Source organism: Streptomyces nodosus (genome assembly GCF_008704995.1).
GTDB lineage: Bacteria > Actinomycetota > Actinomycetes > Streptomycetales > Streptomycetaceae > Streptomyces > Streptomyces nodosus.
Map to the genome: position 1 here is coordinate 710,938 of NZ_CP023747.1, position 14,639 is coordinate 725,576.

Consider the following 14,639-nt stretch of genomic DNA (forward strand, 5'->3'; position numbering starts at 1 on the left):
AGCACAGTCTCGGCCGGGTGACCGGCCGCGACGAGGCGGGTCCCCCGCCCTACTCCCCCTTGCGCATCAGCAGACGACCGTGGCGGAACCGTTCCCCCTCGCGCGGCTCGCGCAGCATCCGGCCGATCTCGGTGAAGCCGGCCTCGCCGGCCGAACCCGCGAGTTCGTCGACCGGCCATCGGTAGGCGGTGACCACCTTGTGGTCGAACGCCGTGACCGGCGCGCCCTCCGACTCGAAGAAGGCGAGCAGAAGCAGTCCGCCGGGCGCGAGCACCCGCCGGAACTCGGCGAAGTACGCGGGCACATGAGCCGGTGGGGTGTGAATGACCGAGTACCAGGAGACAACACCCCGCAGCCCGCCGTCCGCCAGGTCCAGGGCGTCCATCGAACCGACCTCGAACCGCAGATCCGGGTAGGTCTCGCGGGCCAGGTCGATCATCACCGGCGACAGGTCGACACCGAAGACGTCCAGCCCCAGGTCCCGCAGATGGGCCGTCATGCGCCCGGGCCCGCAGCCCAGCTCGGCCACGGGTCCGGGCCCGGTGGACCGCACGCTCTCGGCGAACGCGGCGAGCACCGCACGGTCCAGCGGATGACCGGGTTCGTCCCGGACGAACTCGGCGTAGAGGACGGCGACGGCGTCGTAGGCGGCGGCGGTCGCCCGGTGATACGAGGAAGGTTCAGTCACGGACGAGCACACTAGGGCGCGTGGGGACTCCGCCGACCGAAAATCGGACAGACCCCGATGCCGCCCCGCCGCCGAGGTGCCGGCGGGCGGGAAACGGTCGGGGTCGTCGTGGCAGAGGACGGTGGTCCAGGGCTCACTGTCCGAGGGCGAGCGCCAGCGGCGTCAGCACCGCGCGCGTCAGGCGAGTCCGGCGACGAGTCGGGGGACCGTACTGCGGCGGCCGGTGAAGAAGGGGACCTCCTCGCGGACGTGCAGCCGTGCTCCGGAGGCCCGCAGACGGCGCATCAGGTCGACGATGCGGTGCAGTTCGTCCGCCTCGAAGGCGAGGATCCACTCGAAGTCGCCCAGGGCGAAGGAGGGGACGGTGTTGGCGCGCACATCGGGGAAGTCTCGGGCCATCCGGCCATGCTCCGCGAGCATGCCGCGCCGCTCGGCCTCCGGGAGCAGATACCAGTCGTAGGAGCGCACAAAGGGGTACACACAGATGTGGTCGCGCGGGCGTTCACCGGCGACATAGGCCGGGATGTGGGACCGGTTGAACTCGGCCGGGCGGTGCAGCGCCATGTTCGACCACACCGGCTCCAGGCTCCGCCCCAGTGCGGTGCGGCGGAAGCGCTGGTACGCCTCCTGGAGGGCGTCCGCGGTCTCCGCGTGCCACCAGATCATGACGTCCGCGTCGGCCCGGAGCCCGGACAGCCGGTAGACGCCCCGCACCGTGATGTCCTCGGCGTCGAGTCGCTCGAACAGGGCCACGACCTCGTCCGCGAGTCCGCCGCGCTCGGGCGGGAGCACATCGCGCTGCCGGAACACCGACCACAGGGCGTACCGCACGACGTTGTTGAGTTCCCTGGCCTTCTTGCCGGCCTCCGGCGGCCGCCCGGGGGCGGCCGGCTCCGGAAGGCGGTCCCTGTTCGACATGCTCACTCCACATTCACGGGCCGGACCGAGCGACGCCGAGCCGACGGCCCCGGTCACCGGACGACGGCCGCCCCCGAACTCCGCGCCCGGGGCTCCGCTCCAGGAGCCGGATGCCCGGCGTCGGCGTCCATGGCTGCATTAGATCCGGCACCTTTCCTCGTGGGCAAAAAGATTGCCCAGCAGGCAAGGAAGGCGATGGTTGACCTTCACCGTGGGGGAAGGCACAGCATCGGTGGGGCCGGGCGAGGTGCCCGGCACGAGGAGGAGCGAGCATGGGTCTGCTGACCATCGGGGCGTTCTCGAGGGCTTCCCGGCTGTCGCCGAAGGCACTGCGTCTCTACGACGAACTCGGTCTGCTGCCCCCCGCCCGCGTGGACCCGGTGACCGGCTACCGCCTCTACGCACCGGAACAACTGGAGCAGGCCCGACTGGTCGCCTGGCTCCGGCGCCTGGGGATGCCCCTGGCCCGCATCCGGCACATCAGCACCCTGGAGGCGGGCCCGGCGGCCCAGGAGATCCGCGCGTTCTGGGCCCAGGTCGAGGCCGACACCGCCGCACGGCGGGACCTGGCCGCCTTCCTCGTCGACCATCTCTCCCGGGAGGACCCCACCATGTCTCCGACCACCGAACCGCTGGCCATCCGCTATGCCGCCCTGTCCGACACGGGCCTGGTCCGCGAGAGCAACCAGGACACCGCGCATGCGAGTTCCCGTCTGCTCGCCGTCGCCGACGGCTTCGGAAGCCGGGGAGCCCCCGCCAGCGCGGCCGCCGTCGACGCGCTCAAGCACCTCGAGACCGACGCCATACCGGCAGGCAGTCTTCTGAACGTCCTCGAGGACGCCCTCGGCCGCGCAGAGCGGGCCGTGCACGGCATCGCCGGAACCGGCCCCTCACCCGAGGAGGCCGGCACCACGCTCACCGCGATGTACTGGACCGGATCCCAGCTCGCCCTCGTCCACATCGGCGACTGCCGCGTCCACCTCCTGCGCGACGGGCACCTGTTCCAGATCACCCACGACCACACCGTGGTGCAGTCGATGATCGACGAAGGACGCCTCACCCCGGAAGAGGCCGCCACCCATCCCCAGCGTTCGCTGCTGGTACGGGCCCTGGGCCGAGGCGCCGACGCCACCCCCGACCTGCGCCTCCACGACGCCCGGCGGGGAGACCGGTATCTGCTCTGCTCCGACGGACTGTCCACCGTCGTCCCGGCCGACGAGATCCACCGGGTGCTCTCCGGGGGCACGGAGCCCGAGCAGGCGGTCCGCGAGCTCATCACCCTCGCCAACGGCTCCGGCGGCCCGGACAACATCAGCTGTGTGGTCGCCGACGTCGTCCGGGCCGAGTAGGGCGACCCGTACGGTCATCGAGCCCGGGCGGCGGAAGGACACCCGTCGCCCGGGCTGCCTGGCGTGAGCGCCGGACATGATGAACAGTGACGTTATGGGCATATGGAACAAGCGGGACGATGTGCTGGTCCACCAGGCCGAGCCGTACAACGCCGAATCCCCTCCCGGCGCCCTCACCCGCCGGATCACCCCCCTGGACAGCTTCTACGGCCGCAATCACGCGCCGATCCCCCGCGTCGACCCCGAGAGCTGGCGGCTGCGGGTGGACGGCCTGGTCGATCACCCGCTGGAGCTGTCGTCGGACGAACTACGGCGCCGCTTCCCCGAGCGGAGCGTGGTGGCGACCCTGCAGTGCGCGGGCAACCGCCGGGCCGACCTCATCGAGGTGCGCGACATCCCCGGCCAGGTCTCCTGGGGCCCCGGTGCCGTCTCCACCGCGCGCTGGACCGGGGCGAGCCTGGCGGATGTGCTGGCCGAGGCCGGGGTGCGACCCGACGCGGCCCATATCGCCTTCACCGGTGCCGATGTGTCACCGCAGGCCCAGCCGCCGCAGCCCTTCGGGGGCTCGATACCGGTGGCGAAGGCGACCTCCGGGGAGGTGCTGCTGGCCTGGGCCATGAACGACCAGGAACTGCCCGTAGCGCACGGCGCCCCGCTGCGCGTGATCGTCCCCGGCTGGATCGGCGCCCGCAGTGTCAAGTGGCTCCGGCGCATCACCGCGCGGGCCGAACCGTCCGACAACTACTTCCAGACCGAATACAGCATCCTGCCCGCCGAGGCCGACCCTCTCCGGGCCGGGCCCGGGGACGGCATCACCCTCGGCCCGATCGCCCTGCACTGCGCCATTCTGCGGCCCGCCAAGAACGCCCGGCTGCCGTCCGGGCCGACCGAGATCACCGGCTTCGCCCTCGCCGGGGACGACCGGACCGTGGCACGCGTGGAGGTCTCCACCGACCACGGCCGCACCTGGACCCACGCCGATCTGGACCCCCCGGACAACCCCTGGACGTGGCAGCACTGGCGCACCACGCTCACCCTGCCCCCGGGCGAGACCGAACTCGTCGCCCGCGCCTGGGACTCCACGGCGACCGTGCAGCCCGAGTCCCCGGCGACCGTCTGGAACCCCAGGGGGTACGCCAACAACGCCGCGGCCCATCTACGCGTCCTGTGCGCCCCCTGACCGACACGCCCCCTTGGCCCCCGCGGGCCCGCCGCCCCGGGACGGGCGGGCCGGCACCTCGAAAGGCACCATCGCGGGGTAACCGGAACGTACACCTCCACCGACCGGAACGGAAGACTCACAACTACGTCTATCTCCGGCATTCCACCTTTTTCAGGCTGGCCGGGAGATAAGAAGCCGCGAAGCGTTCCAGCTCGCCACGCTTTTCCTTGATCGTCTCGCGCGACCCCGCCAGCACCATGTCCAGAACATGATGATTCTCGCCTCCACCCCCACCACAAGAAGTCACAGCCGTGAACTCGCCGTCGGATATCACGGCATTGTCCACTCGGCCGGAAATCTCAGGATTCCCTTCGGGGTGTGTTTTCCGTGCATGCTCGAGCACGTCAAAATAATTTTGATCCCGATATTCATCGATGAACAGCGCACTCTTCCCGTCCACCGACACAACGCATTGCCGGCGCCGGGAGTCCAGTGTCTTCTGCTCCGCCTTGAGCTCCTTCCCCTCCGGCAGCAGCGGCGCCAGGAGCTTCGGACTGACCGTGCCGCCACAGACCTGCGCCGGGATCGTGTACTGCTTGGAGCCCCCGCATCCCGAAACCCCCACAAGCAGGACCACCACTGCTCCGGCCACGAGGAAAGGCGTGCGAACTACCCTGCTTTTCATTGGGGCGCTATACCTGCAATCCTGTTGGCAGTACTGTTTCCGTTGAACGCCGAGTTGCCGATGGAGTCCTGGCGCAGATATTCGTTGCCCGCCTGAGTGAGCCGATGGTCCGGATGAACGCTGGACCACTCTTCACCCAGAGCCTGCAGGTATCCTTGCCGTGACTGAAAATTGTGAGAATTATCGATGGCCGCATCGTCGTCGATGCGATTCTGCTCCTCAACCTGCCAGGCATAGGCCGCGGCATCGATTCCACGCTGGACGGCGTCACCGGCCCCCGGGATGAAGTTCGCTGCTCCGCCGAGCACGTGATATCCCCATTTCGCGGGCCAGGAGGGATCCTCTTTATCGGTCTCAATCGCCTGGTAACGAGCAGATTCCATGAAGCCGACCGTCTGCCCGGCGCGCTTGAGTTCTTCCTCAGGATCGCCTGGGTGCTCAGTGTGAATATCGGCGATGATCGCGTGATTGACGCCCTCCATGAGAGTGCCGTAGGCATCCTGGTCTCGCGATATCTGCTTCGAAACCTCCAGCAGTTCCTTGTAGTCCAGCGGACTCGACCCGGTGTCCAGGGAACTCGCCGACCGGTGCACCTCGTCCCCCCAGTTCCCCAGGAGGGACGCCATATCGTCCCTCAACTCGGATGGGAAGTCGTCGCCCTTGTCGGACAGATGGCCCAAAGCACTTTCGAGGACCTGCCGCTGACCGTCGGTGTGCTGGTACGAGGTGACGACATGCGGCTGGTCGGGGTCCAGGCCGCTGCCCGCCGCCAGGAGTGCCTTGCCCAGGGCGTCGCGCGACTGCACAATCCCGTCGCCCTTGCCGAAGGGGTCGTCCTCGTCGTAGAACTGCCGGTCCTTGAGGAGGTAGTCGGCCCAATCGTCCTGGCGGAACAGCTCCGTCGCGAAGTCCGGGTTATGAGAGACGGCCTTGAGGTATCCGCCCATCGGATCGCTCCCAAGCTCGCCGTCGCCCCCCGTGCCCGTGTAGTCGAGCTGGGCGGCGAGGCCCGGGTTGCCCCAGATCGCCACGGGGTCGAAGTTCTTCTTCGCCTTCGTTTCGAACGTGCGAACGGCGTCACCGTAATCACGCAGGAAGTCGCCGTCGAACTTGCCCTTCACCATGAGATTACTCATGATCTGGAATCCGTACGGCTTCGTCATGATCCCCTCGTGACCGAACTGCTTGGCACCGTCAGCGATGATGTCCCTCTTCCACGCCTCCATTGCCGGAGAGTGACTGTGCGAAGCGTTGGCCAGGGACACACTGAGGTTCGTCTGCACTTCTCCCAGGAGCTTGGCACGCTCGCCCTCGGGCGTATGTCCCTGGCCAGGGTCCGCCAGGTCGCGCCAGAACTGGAGTGTGCCGTCCGCGCCCAGCCCGGTGGCAAACGACTCGGTGAAGCCGGGATTGCCCCGCTGTTCTTTCAGCATCCCGTTGAAGCGGTCCAGCTTGTCCTGACTCCATCCGTCGACATGGCCCTTGGCGATCTCCTTCCTCCAGTACTCGGCGTCCGCCTCGCCCTGCTCACGGTCGGCCTCCTTCACCGAGTTCGGCCCCTGTTCGGTGAAGTCGTACTTGTTCTTCGCCAGACTGCGCAGGGCGCGGGCGACGATACGGTCGGTCTCGGTCGCCTCCCACAGAATCCGGGTGATCCGGCGCTGCGCGACGTCGAGCTCCTCGTCGGTCGGCTGATGGATGTCGTTGCCGTCACCGGCCGCCGCACCGGAAGGGACAGAGGCACTGACCTTGCCGTTGCCGTTGACATAGATATTTCGTTTCGCCAAGTCGTCGATGGCGGACCGCAGGTCGCTCTTGTGCTTCGTGAAGTCCGTGAGCCCTTTCCAACCTGATGGCCGAGCTTGGCAGTTGGGCTGACAACGTGGTGAAGCCCCTGGTAGATGGGTTTTCGACCAAGAGAACCGTCTCCACCAGAGGCTTCACGTGCTTGTTTACCCGTCCGGCATCGACGTGTCCAGCTCTGCCCTTCGCTTCCTCGCTCAGGAGTTGCGGCGGCACCGCCGTACGATCGGATCCCGTTGGCGGCGGCTGAACGCCGGCCGTCAGGCCCTCCTCACACTCGCCCATCTGCGGGTGGGACACACGTATACTCAGCTCGCGGCCGGATTCGGCGTCGGAACCACGACCGCATACCGCTACGTCACCGAGGCCGTCAACCTACTGGCCGCCCTCGCACCCAGCCTGGCCGACGCCGTCCGCACCGCGTCGGCGAAGGCGTACCTGCTCCTGGACGGCACACTCCTGCCGATCGACCGCATCGCCGCGGACCGGCCCTTCTACTCCGGCAAACACAAGAGGCACGGGATGAACGTGCAGGTCCTCGCCGATCCCCTCGGCCGGCTGTTGTGGGCCTCGCCGGCCCTGCCCGGCGCCGTCCACGACGTCCGTGCGGCCCGCGAACACGGCATCGTCGACGCCCTTGCCGAGGCCGGCATCAAGTGCTGGGCCGACAAAGGCTACCGGGGTGCCGGCGGCACGGTCCGTACCCCGTGCTGGGGGCGATGGGAGACCCTTTCCACAGGCCAGAAGGCGGTGAACCGGTCCCACGCGAAGATCCGAGCACTCGTCGAGCAGGCCATGGCCACCCTCAAGTCCTGGCGGCTCCTCCGCAAGATCCGGTGCTCGACCACCCGGATCACCTGCCTCGTCCAGGCCGTCCTCACCCTGCATCTGGCCAGCTCAGACCAATGATGGAAAAGCCTCCGTGTGAGTGTCACGCAGCAGATCAAGGATGCTCTTGGCCTCGGCTGCCGCGTCCCCGAACTGCTTCGCCGTCTTGGTCACGAACTGGCGGGACACGGTGGCATTGACTCCCTCCCAGTCCGCCGCGTTGGCCTTTTTCTCCAGGTCCGCCGCGTTGACCTGCCCGTCACCGCCGACGGCGAGCCTCTCCAGACGGCCCTGCATGGTTTCCCAGTCGTCCACCGCGGTCTTCAAGGTGCCCAGGCGCAGGTCGTTGAGTTCCTGGACCGTCAATGTGTCCGCCATGATCTGATTCAGCCCCCGTTGCCAGAACGCCGTTGTCGTGAGCGGCCGTTACTGGAAGTAGTCGTTGATACGAGACACCGTCATGAGGTCGCCCGCGGCATTGTGCATACCCGTCTCCACATGAGCGTCGTCCTTGGAGTGCTGGGCACGGGTGAAGTCCAGGTGGTTGGATATGTGGGCGCACGCCTCATTCAGAGTCTGGAGCTGGGAGTTCCACGCGTCGTGCACCTCGAGGAGGGCAGAGCCCGTGTCCAGGCCGTCGTTGAAGAGGTCGACGGACGCTGTGAACGTACTGGGCCTCGCGAAGTCGCCATCCACGTGCAGCCGCTCGCGCAGTTCAAACGCCAGGTTGCCGAGCTTGCCCAGTTGGTCGTCATGGACCACGAGATCCACCTGCGTGCAGCCACCGCCCGCGTCAGCAGGAAGCTGATTGAGCCGCAAGCGCACGGACTGCCTCTCGACGGCCTCGGACTTCAGTTGTTCCCACTCTTCCCACGCCATTCCGCCCCGCCCCTCCCATGGTGTGGTAGGTCACGATTGCAACCACCCGACTCGATCAGTCTTACCATGTTCCTACCTTCGGCTGCCCACAGCCGACACACCGTTTCGCCGGGCCTTCCCTCCGGAGCCGGACCACGGCACGCGGACACCGAACGTCATCGCCCGGGAGAGCCCTGGGACCGGGAGCCGGGTGGGACGATGTCCAGGACGGCCATCATGCCCTTGTCCTCGTGGTTGAGGATGTGGCAGTGGAACACGGTCCTTCCGGTGAACTCCTGGAAGTGGACGCGGATCACGATCGCACCGCGCCTCGGCACGTTCACCGTGTCGTAGACGCTGTGGGTGGGATCCTGGGTCTTTCCGTCGACGCTCATCAACTGGAAGTGGTTGGTGTGCAGATGGAAACTGTGGTCCTCGTCCGAGTCGTTGCGGACGGTCCACTCCTCGACGGTGCCGAGGGTGGAGACGAAGTCGGTCCGCCCCGGATCGTAGGTACGGCCGTTGATGTAGAAGACCGTGCCCGCCTTGTTCTCCGTGAAGGCGACCGTCTTGCGGTCCGCGACCTTCGCCCGGCTCAGGTCCTCGTACGGGGCGAGGTCGGTGGGGATCGCGGCCCGTGTCATGGGCGTGCCGTCGGTGACGACGGTCGCGAGGTCGGCCCGGGGGAACCGGTTGCCGGCCGGGCCGGAGTCGAACGGCAGCGTCTCCAGCCGGGTGGTGCCGGGAGCACCGCCCTGGACCAGGACGTCGAAGCGAGCGGCGGCGGGGAGGAGCAGCGTGTCCTCGGAGTAGGTCCTGCGCACCGGGACGCCGTCCTGGGCGATCACATGGAAGCGGATGCCCGGGAGATGCAGCCGGTAGTAGATGTTGGCGCCGATGTTGGCCAGCCGCCACAGCTGGGTCTCGCCCGGCCGGATGTGGATCACCGGATTCTGTTGCCCGTTGACGGTGCGGTTGGTGGCCGCGCCGATGCTCAGCGGTTGCGTCTTGATCGAGTCGCCCTGGACCTGGAAGTCCTTGAGGGCGACGGTGTGCTCGGTGATGCCGCGCAACGACGGCGGCAGGTGCTGCCGCAGGCCCTCGACCACGATGATGCCCGACTCGCCGCCCGCCACCTGGGGGGCGGACATCTTGTCCGCGTGTGAGTGGTACCAGTAGGTGCCGGTGGGGTGCCGGCGCGGCAGCCGGTACACATAGTGGTACGACTGCCGGTACTTGATGGAGATGAAGATGTCGTCGGCGGGGGCGCGCGGCGAGACGAAGAGGCCGTGCGTGTGCAGATTGGTGTCCTGGTCGATGCGGTTGGTCATCGTCAGGTCGATGCGGTCGCCGGGCCGCACGCGCAAGGTGGGCGGCATATAGGCCCCGTTGTAGGTCATGGCGTACAACTGGCGGTTGCCGACCCGGACCTTGCGCCGTTCCACGACGATGGTCGTCCTGAGCACGCCGTCCCGGCTCACCACCTCCGGGGGATCCTGGAGGCGCGGCCCCGGCTCCGGGGTGGAGCCGTCCTGCGCCGCGGTCGCGGGCAGGTTGTGGGGCGGCCCGCTCACCGCGTTGCTCCCCGCGCAGCCGACCAGCAGGACGGTGACGAGCAGGCCGATGACCATACGGGGCGACGAGAATCGACGGGTACCGGGCCGGGTCACATCTCTCCCAGGAAAGCGGTGCGGGACGGGCCGGGTGCGACCGGCCCGTGACCCACGGCGTGAACGACGCGACGATGGAGCGTGCTGGAGCCGCGGATCCATGGCGCGCTGCCGGTGACCCGCCTGTGGGAGCGTAGGCGCGCGGACACCCCGCCCCATGCGGCCACGCCCGCCCCGGGGCGCCGTCCCCCCGAATGGGCCCCGGGGGAAGGCGGTGCGTCAGAGGCGGAAGCCGCCGCTGGCCTCGATGCGCTGGCCGGTGATCCAGCCGGTGCCCTCGCTCACCAGTGCGGCCACGGCCGGACCGATGTCGTCGGCGTGGGCGACCCTGCCGAGTGCGGTCATGCCGCTCATGGCCTTCTGGACGTCCTCGCTGGCCCGGAGGTAACCGCCGGCGAAGTCGGTGGCGACCGGACCGGGGGCGACGGTGTTGACGCTGATGCCGCGCTTGCCGAGCTCGGCCGCCCAGTAGCGGGTGAGCACCTCGACCGCACCCTTCATGGCGCCGTACACGGCGTACGGCGCGGTGACGAACCGGGCGAGGCCGGAGGAGAAGTTGACGACCCGGCCCCCGTCGGCCAGCAGCGGCGCGGTGCCCTCGGGGGCGGTGGCGAGGGCCTGGACGAGCAGATAGACGCCCTTGAAGTGGACCGCGTAGAGCTGGTCGATGGTTTCCTCGTCGGTCGAGCCGAGGACGGTGCTGCCGGAGAACCCGGCGTTGTTGACCAGGATGTCGAAGCTCTCCCGGCTCCAGCCGCTGCGCAGGGTCTCGCGCAGGGTGCCGGCGAAGGCGTCGAAGGTCGCGGTTCGGGTGGTGTCGAGCCGGATCGCCTCGGCGGTCCGGCCGAGCCCGGCCACCGCCTCGACGACCTGCTTCGCCTCGTCCTCGTGGGAGCGGTAGGTGAAGACGACGTCGATACCGGCGGCGGCGAGCGCCTCGACGACGGCGCGGCCGAGGCCGCGGTTGCCGCCCGTGACAAGGGCGATCTTCTGGGGAGATGCGGACATGGCGTTGTCGCTCCTCGCGTTGCTCGTTCGGCTGTGGTGGTGAAGGACATCTCCACGATGGATCGCGCCCCGGACGGCAACCAGTGGGCGTTCACCCAGGGGTCGGCACCCCCTGGCTGACGCCGGCCGGCGCGGGGAGACTGGACGGGTGAATCTCAGTGAGCTGGGGGCGTTCCTCAAGTCGCGGCGTGACCGTATCCGTCCCTCCGACGTGGGCCTGCCCTCCGGGCCCAGGCGCCGGGTCCCCGGGCTGCGCCGCGACGAGGTCGCCATGCTGGCCGGCGCCTCGACCGACTACTACACCGAGCTGGAGCGGGGCGGCGCCCAGCCGTCGGAGCAGATGCTCGCGGCGCTGGCCCGCGCCCTCCGGCTCACCCGCGACGAACGCGACCACATCTACCACCTCGCCGATCGGCCGCTGCCCGCCGAGGGAGGGCCCGCCGCGCATGTCCATCCGGGCATGCTCGACCTGCTCGGCCGGCTGACCACCACGCCCGCAGCGGTGATCACGGATATGCATGTCACCCTCGTGCAGAACCGCCTCGCCGTGGCCCTGCTCGGCCCGGCCGTGACGACGACCGGGCCGGAGGCGAGCTTCGTCCACCGGTGGTTCACCGATCCGCAGGCCCGGACGCTGTATCCGGAGAGCGACCACGATCATCACTCCCGGTCCTTCGTCGCCGATCTGCGGGCGGCGGTGGCCCGTCGCAGCCGCGGTGATCAGGAGGCGTCACGTCTGGTCGCGGAGCTGGAACGGCGCAGCGACGAGTTCGCCCGCCTCTGGGCGCACCGTGAGGTGGCGGTCCGACGCGCCGACCGCAAACGCATCGTCCACCCCACGCTGGGTGTCCTGGAGCTGAACTGCCTCAATCTCTTCAGCGAGGACGGCCGTCAGCGGCTGCTGTGGTTCACCCCAGCGCCCGGCACGGACTCCGTCGAGAAGCTCGAACTGCTGGCCGTGCTCGGCACCCAGGACCTCCGCCCCGGGTACGACGGCCGGCCCGAGCCCTCCCGGCCGGGTACCGCGGAAGAATGACGGGCGGCCCCGTCCGCGCCGCCGGGGCACGGCGGCGGACCGCGCTCAGGGACCGCGGCGCCGCCCCGAGGCGGTGCCCATCAGCCACCCCACGGTGCGGCTGACGTCGGACAGCGAGACGATGCCGACCAGCCTGCCCCGCTCCACCACCAGGACCCGGTGTTCGGCGCCCGGCTCCATGCGCGGCAGCAGATCCGCCAGCGGGCTGTCCGGCTCCACCACGACGGTCCCCGACAGCGGCACCATCGCCTCGCGCACCGTCGCGGCCGAGGCCTCGGTCCCCGGCATCTTCCGGGCGCCTTCGAGGGTGACCAGCCCGACCGGGGCCCCGTCGTCGTCCGTCACGGGGAACGCCGAATGCCGATAGCGCCAGCGCGCATCGGTGAGAAAGTCCGCGACCGTGGTGTCCGCGGACACCGTGAGCGGTTCGGGGGTCATGGCGTCCCGCACCGGGACACCCGCGAGCACGCCGCGCATATGGGCCTGCCGTCCCTCGGCGGTGGCGGCCGCGATGAGGAACCAGCCGATCAGCGCCAGCCAGAGACCGCCGAACGATCTGCTCCGCATGAACACGATCAGCCCGAGGACCACGAGCAGCCAGCCGAAGACCCGCCCCGCGCCGGTCGCGCCGGCGGTCGCCCGCAGCCGGTCCCCCGTGCGCCACCACAGGAACGCGCGCAGCAGCCTGCCGCCGTCGAGCGGGGCGGCGGGCAACGCGTTGAACACTGCGAGCAGCACATTGATGCCCGCCAGCCACCCCACCATCTCCACCACGACGCCGGACACGGACGTCAGGCCGAGCAGCCAGGTGAGGAGGGTGAAGAGCCCGCCCAGAAGAAGGCTGACCAGCGGGCCGACTCCGGCGATCCGCAGCTCCGCGCCGGGGCTGGACGCCTCGGACCTGAGCCGGGCCGCCCCACCCAGCAGCCAGAGCACGATGTCGTCCACCCCGACCCCGTTGCGCCGGGCCACGACGGCGTGCGCCAGCTCATGGGCGAGCAGGGAGGCGAAGAAGACCACCGCGGTGCAGAGTCCCGCCGCCCAGTACACCGCCCAGCCGCGCCCCGGGTACGTCTGCGGAAGGCGGCCCTGGGCCAGTCCGAACGCGATGATCGCGAAGATGAACAGGACGCTCCAGTGCACGCCGACCCGGACCCCCGCGATCCGGCCCAGCACGAACGTCGCCCGCACCGCTCTCTCCCCTGCTCGAGCCATCACCGGCAGACAGCCGTCCCGGTCCTGGCTTCCAGTACACCGTGGGGCCCACGGGTTCGCGCGCCGACGGAGTCCGGGGCTTCGGCCGGAAGGCGTAGGCGCGGCGCACCGGATGCCGGCACGGCCGCCGGGGCCTGGGCCGCCTCGGTTGCGAGCCGCGGCGGCGCAGGCAGCGCAGCATGGAGAGGGAGTCGGTGGGAGTCGAACGTACCCGCCCCTACACCGTCCAGGAGGTGACCTCGCCCCGGACGCGTGCCCCGTCGGCCGGGTCAGGGCTTGCGGGCGAGACCGCCGTGCTCACCGACGAGTACCGGGGCGGGCGAGGCCGCGTCCGGCCGCCAGTGGGTGACCGGGACCACCCCGGGGTCGACAAGGTCCAGCCCGTCGAAGAACGCCGTGATCTGGTCGACGGTGCGCAGGTTGTAGGGAACGGCACCGCTCTCGTTGTACGCGTCCTGGGCGCGTTCGAAGTCCGGGTCGACGCCCCGTGAACCGTCGTTGATGGAGAGGTAGCTGCCGGACGGCAGCGCGTCCATCAGGCGGGTGACGATGGAGCGTGCCTGCTCGTGGCCGGAGATATGGCCGAGGATGTTGCTGAGGACCAGGGCGGTGGGGCGGGTGAGGTCCAGTGTCCCGGCGGCGGCCGCCAGGATGCGGTCCGGGTCCAGCACATCGGCGTCGGCATAGGCGGTCGCCCCCTCCGGGGTGGAGGTGAGCAGGGCACGGGCGTGCGCCAGGACCATCGGGTCGTTGTCGACATAGACGATCCGGGCCTCGGGGGCGAGCCGCTGGGCGACCTCATGGGTGTTGTCGGCGGTCGGCAGACCGGTCCCGACGTCCAGGAACTGCCGGACACCGGCCTCGGCGACCAGATAGGTGATGTTGCGGCGCAGAAAGGCGCGGCTGCTGCGGGCGATGGTGACGATGCCGGGGAAGACGGCCGTGTAGGCGTCACCGGCCTCCTCGTCGACGGGGTAGTTGTCCTTCCCGCCCAGCCAGTAGTTCCAGATCCGGGCCGAGTGCGGCACCGATGTGTCGATCTTCGGATGCGTCGTCGCGGGGTCCGTCATGAGCACCATCCGTCTTCAGCCGAGGCATGAATCTTTCAACATCAAACTACGCCCCAACAGCCCCTCCACGTGCGTCACTTGATGCATCGGGGCGGATCTGGACCCGCTTCGCCCAAAGATTGGCTTTGATGTTCTCAAAGGGTAAGTGTTAGCTTTTCCGTCATGATGACAGCAGCCGCGCACCGCGCCGACGCCCACCAGGGCGCCGGCCGCACCGTCATGGGCGTCCGGCTCGTGGCGCGCCTGCATGTCGACCTCTGTCGCCGCATGTCCGCGGCGTGTCGCGCCTGATCGCGAACCCCCTGATACAGCGGCGCCGTTGACGCTTTCACGGTCGCCGCTCCCGTAT

15 protein-coding genes are annotated in these 14,639 nt (G+C 69.2%); 5 read left to right on the top strand and 10 right to left on the bottom strand.

Annotation, left to right across the window (positions count from 1 at the left end):
• Window positions 1-49: 49 nt before the first annotated feature.
• Entirely contained in the window at window positions 50-688 is a 639-nt protein-coding gene (locus CP978_RS03160) for a class I SAM-dependent methyltransferase (protein ID WP_043437300.1), read from the bottom strand.
• Between the two features lie 177 nt (window positions 689-865).
• Window positions 866-1,606 (bottom strand): hydrogen peroxide-dependent heme synthase, encoded by a 741-nt coding sequence (gene hemQ / locus CP978_RS03165; protein WP_043437302.1) that lies wholly within the window; start codon window positions 1,604-1,606, stop codon window positions 866-868.
• A gap of 272 nt (window positions 1,607-1,878) precedes the next feature.
• On the opposite strand from hemQ, the gene CP978_RS03170 reads away from it, so the two are divergent.
• Together CP978_RS03170 and CP978_RS03175 are read left to right on the top strand one after the other, a co-directional pair.
• Window positions 1,879-2,955 (top strand): MerR family transcriptional regulator, encoded by a 1,077-nt coding sequence (locus CP978_RS03170; RefSeq protein ID WP_043437306.1) that lies wholly within the window; start codon window positions 1,879-1,881, stop codon window positions 2,953-2,955.
• Between the two features lie 94 nt (window positions 2,956-3,049).
• Complete coding sequence (locus tag CP978_RS03175; RefSeq protein ID WP_174498601.1) at window positions 3,050-4,135, top strand: sulfite oxidase; 1,086 nt, start codon at window positions 3,050-3,052, stop codon at window positions 4,133-4,135.
• Window positions 4,136-4,265: 130 nt separating this feature from the next.
• Here CP978_RS03175 and CP978_RS03180 read toward each other — a convergent pair whose 3' ends face one another.
• Together CP978_RS03180 and CP978_RS03185 are read right to left on the bottom strand one after the other, a co-directional pair.
• Entirely contained in the window at window positions 4,266-4,802 is a 537-nt protein-coding gene (locus tag CP978_RS03180) for a hypothetical protein (protein WP_144401429.1), read from the bottom strand.
• Window positions 4,799-6,589 carry a hypothetical protein gene (locus tag CP978_RS03185; protein ID WP_052453981.1) on the bottom strand — a complete coding sequence of 597 codons (1,791 nt, stop codon included), beginning with the start codon at window positions 6,587-6,589 and terminating at the stop codon, window positions 4,799-4,801. The genes CP978_RS03180 and CP978_RS03185 overlap by 4 nt, the downstream gene beginning before the upstream one ends.
• A 157-nt stretch (window positions 6,590-6,746) precedes the next feature.
• Here CP978_RS03185 and CP978_RS03190 point away from each other — a divergent pair, with 157 nt between their 5' ends.
• A complete protein-coding gene (locus tag CP978_RS03190) occupies window positions 6,747-7,514 on the top strand; it encodes an IS5 family transposase (RefSeq protein WP_043437309.1) in 768 nt (255 codons plus the stop codon).
• On the opposite strand, the gene CP978_RS03195 is transcribed toward CP978_RS03190, so the two are convergent.
• The 4 genes from CP978_RS03195 to CP978_RS03210 all read right to left on the bottom strand — a co-directional run bounded on the left by CP978_RS03195 (window position 7,503) and on the right by CP978_RS03210 (window position 10,969).
• Window positions 7,503-7,811, bottom strand: a complete 309-nt coding sequence (locus CP978_RS03195) for a hypothetical protein (protein ID WP_043437311.1) — start codon at window positions 7,809-7,811, stop codon at window positions 7,503-7,505. The two genes, CP978_RS03190 and CP978_RS03195, sit on opposite strands and share 12 nt — an antisense overlap.
• Before the next feature lie 48 nt (window positions 7,812-7,859).
• Window positions 7,860-8,195: a hypothetical protein gene (locus CP978_RS03200; protein ID WP_311775003.1), complete on the bottom strand. Its 336-nt coding sequence runs from the start codon at window positions 8,193-8,195 to the stop codon at window positions 7,860-7,862.
• Between the two features lie 272 nt (window positions 8,196-8,467).
• Window positions 8,468-9,922, bottom strand: coding sequence for a multicopper oxidase family protein (locus tag CP978_RS03205; RefSeq protein WP_052453982.1), 1,455 nt, complete (start codon window positions 9,920-9,922; stop codon window positions 8,468-8,470).
• Window positions 9,923-10,180: 258 nt separating this feature from the next.
• Entirely contained in the window at window positions 10,181-10,969 is a 789-nt protein-coding gene (locus tag CP978_RS03210) for an SDR family NAD(P)-dependent oxidoreductase (RefSeq protein WP_043437318.1), read from the bottom strand.
• A gap of 148 nt (window positions 10,970-11,117) precedes the next feature.
• Between CP978_RS03210 and CP978_RS03215 the strand changes: the two genes are divergently transcribed.
• Complete coding sequence (locus CP978_RS03215) at window positions 11,118-12,005, top strand: MmyB family transcriptional regulator (protein ID WP_052453983.1); 888 nt, start codon at window positions 11,118-11,120, stop codon at window positions 12,003-12,005.
• A gap of 45 nt (window positions 12,006-12,050) precedes the next feature.
• Here the strand turns inward: CP978_RS03215 and CP978_RS03220 are convergent, their stop codons facing one another.
• Both CP978_RS03220 and CP978_RS03225 read right to left on the bottom strand, forming a co-directional pair.
• Entirely contained in the window at window positions 12,051-13,196 is a 1,146-nt protein-coding gene (locus tag CP978_RS03220) for a site-2 protease family protein (RefSeq protein ID WP_043437320.1), read from the bottom strand.
• Between the two features lie 293 nt (window positions 13,197-13,489).
• Window positions 13,490-14,290, bottom strand: coding sequence for an SAM-dependent methyltransferase (locus CP978_RS03225; RefSeq protein WP_043448049.1), 801 nt, complete (start codon window positions 14,288-14,290; stop codon window positions 13,490-13,492).
• A 162-nt stretch (window positions 14,291-14,452) separates the two neighbouring features.
• On the opposite strand from CP978_RS03225, the gene CP978_RS36060 reads away from it, so the two are divergent.
• Window positions 14,453-14,581, top strand: coding sequence for a hypothetical protein (locus CP978_RS36060; RefSeq protein WP_260421113.1), 129 nt, complete (start codon window positions 14,453-14,455; stop codon window positions 14,579-14,581).
• Window positions 14,582-14,639: the final 58 nt, after the last annotated feature.

Bases quoted from the DNA above. Each gene is read 5' to 3' on its own strand.
- hemQ (WP_043437302.1), bottom strand. From the start codon at position 1,606: ATGTCGAACAGGGACCGCCTTCCGGAGCCGGCCGCCCCCGGGCGGCCG.
- CP978_RS03170 (WP_043437306.1), top strand. From the start codon at position 1,879: ATGGGTCTGCTGACCATCGGGGCGTTCTCGAGGGCTTCCCGGCTGTCG.
- CP978_RS03175 (WP_174498601.1), top strand. From the start codon at position 3,050: ATGGGCATATGGAACAAGCGGGACGATGTGCTGGTCCACCAGGCCGAG.
- CP978_RS03180 (WP_144401429.1), bottom strand. From the start codon at position 4,802: ATGAAAAGCAGGGTAGTTCGCACGCCTTTCCTCGTGGCCGGAGCAGTG.
- CP978_RS03195 (WP_043437311.1), bottom strand. From the start codon at position 7,811: ATGGCGGACACATTGACGGTCCAGGAACTCAACGACCTGCGCCTGGGC.
- CP978_RS03205 (WP_052453982.1), bottom strand. From the start codon at position 9,922: ATGGTCATCGGCCTGCTCGTCACCGTCCTGCTGGTCGGCTGCGCGGGG.
- CP978_RS03210 (WP_043437318.1), bottom strand. From the start codon at position 10,969: ATGTCCGCATCTCCCCAGAAGATCGCCCTTGTCACGGGCGGCAACCGC.
- CP978_RS03225 (WP_043448049.1), bottom strand. From the start codon at position 14,290: ATGACGGACCCCGCGACGACGCATCCGAAGATCGACACATCGGTGCCG.
- CP978_RS36060 (WP_260421113.1), top strand. From the start codon at position 14,453: ATGATGACAGCAGCCGCGCACCGCGCCGACGCCCACCAGGGCGCCGGC.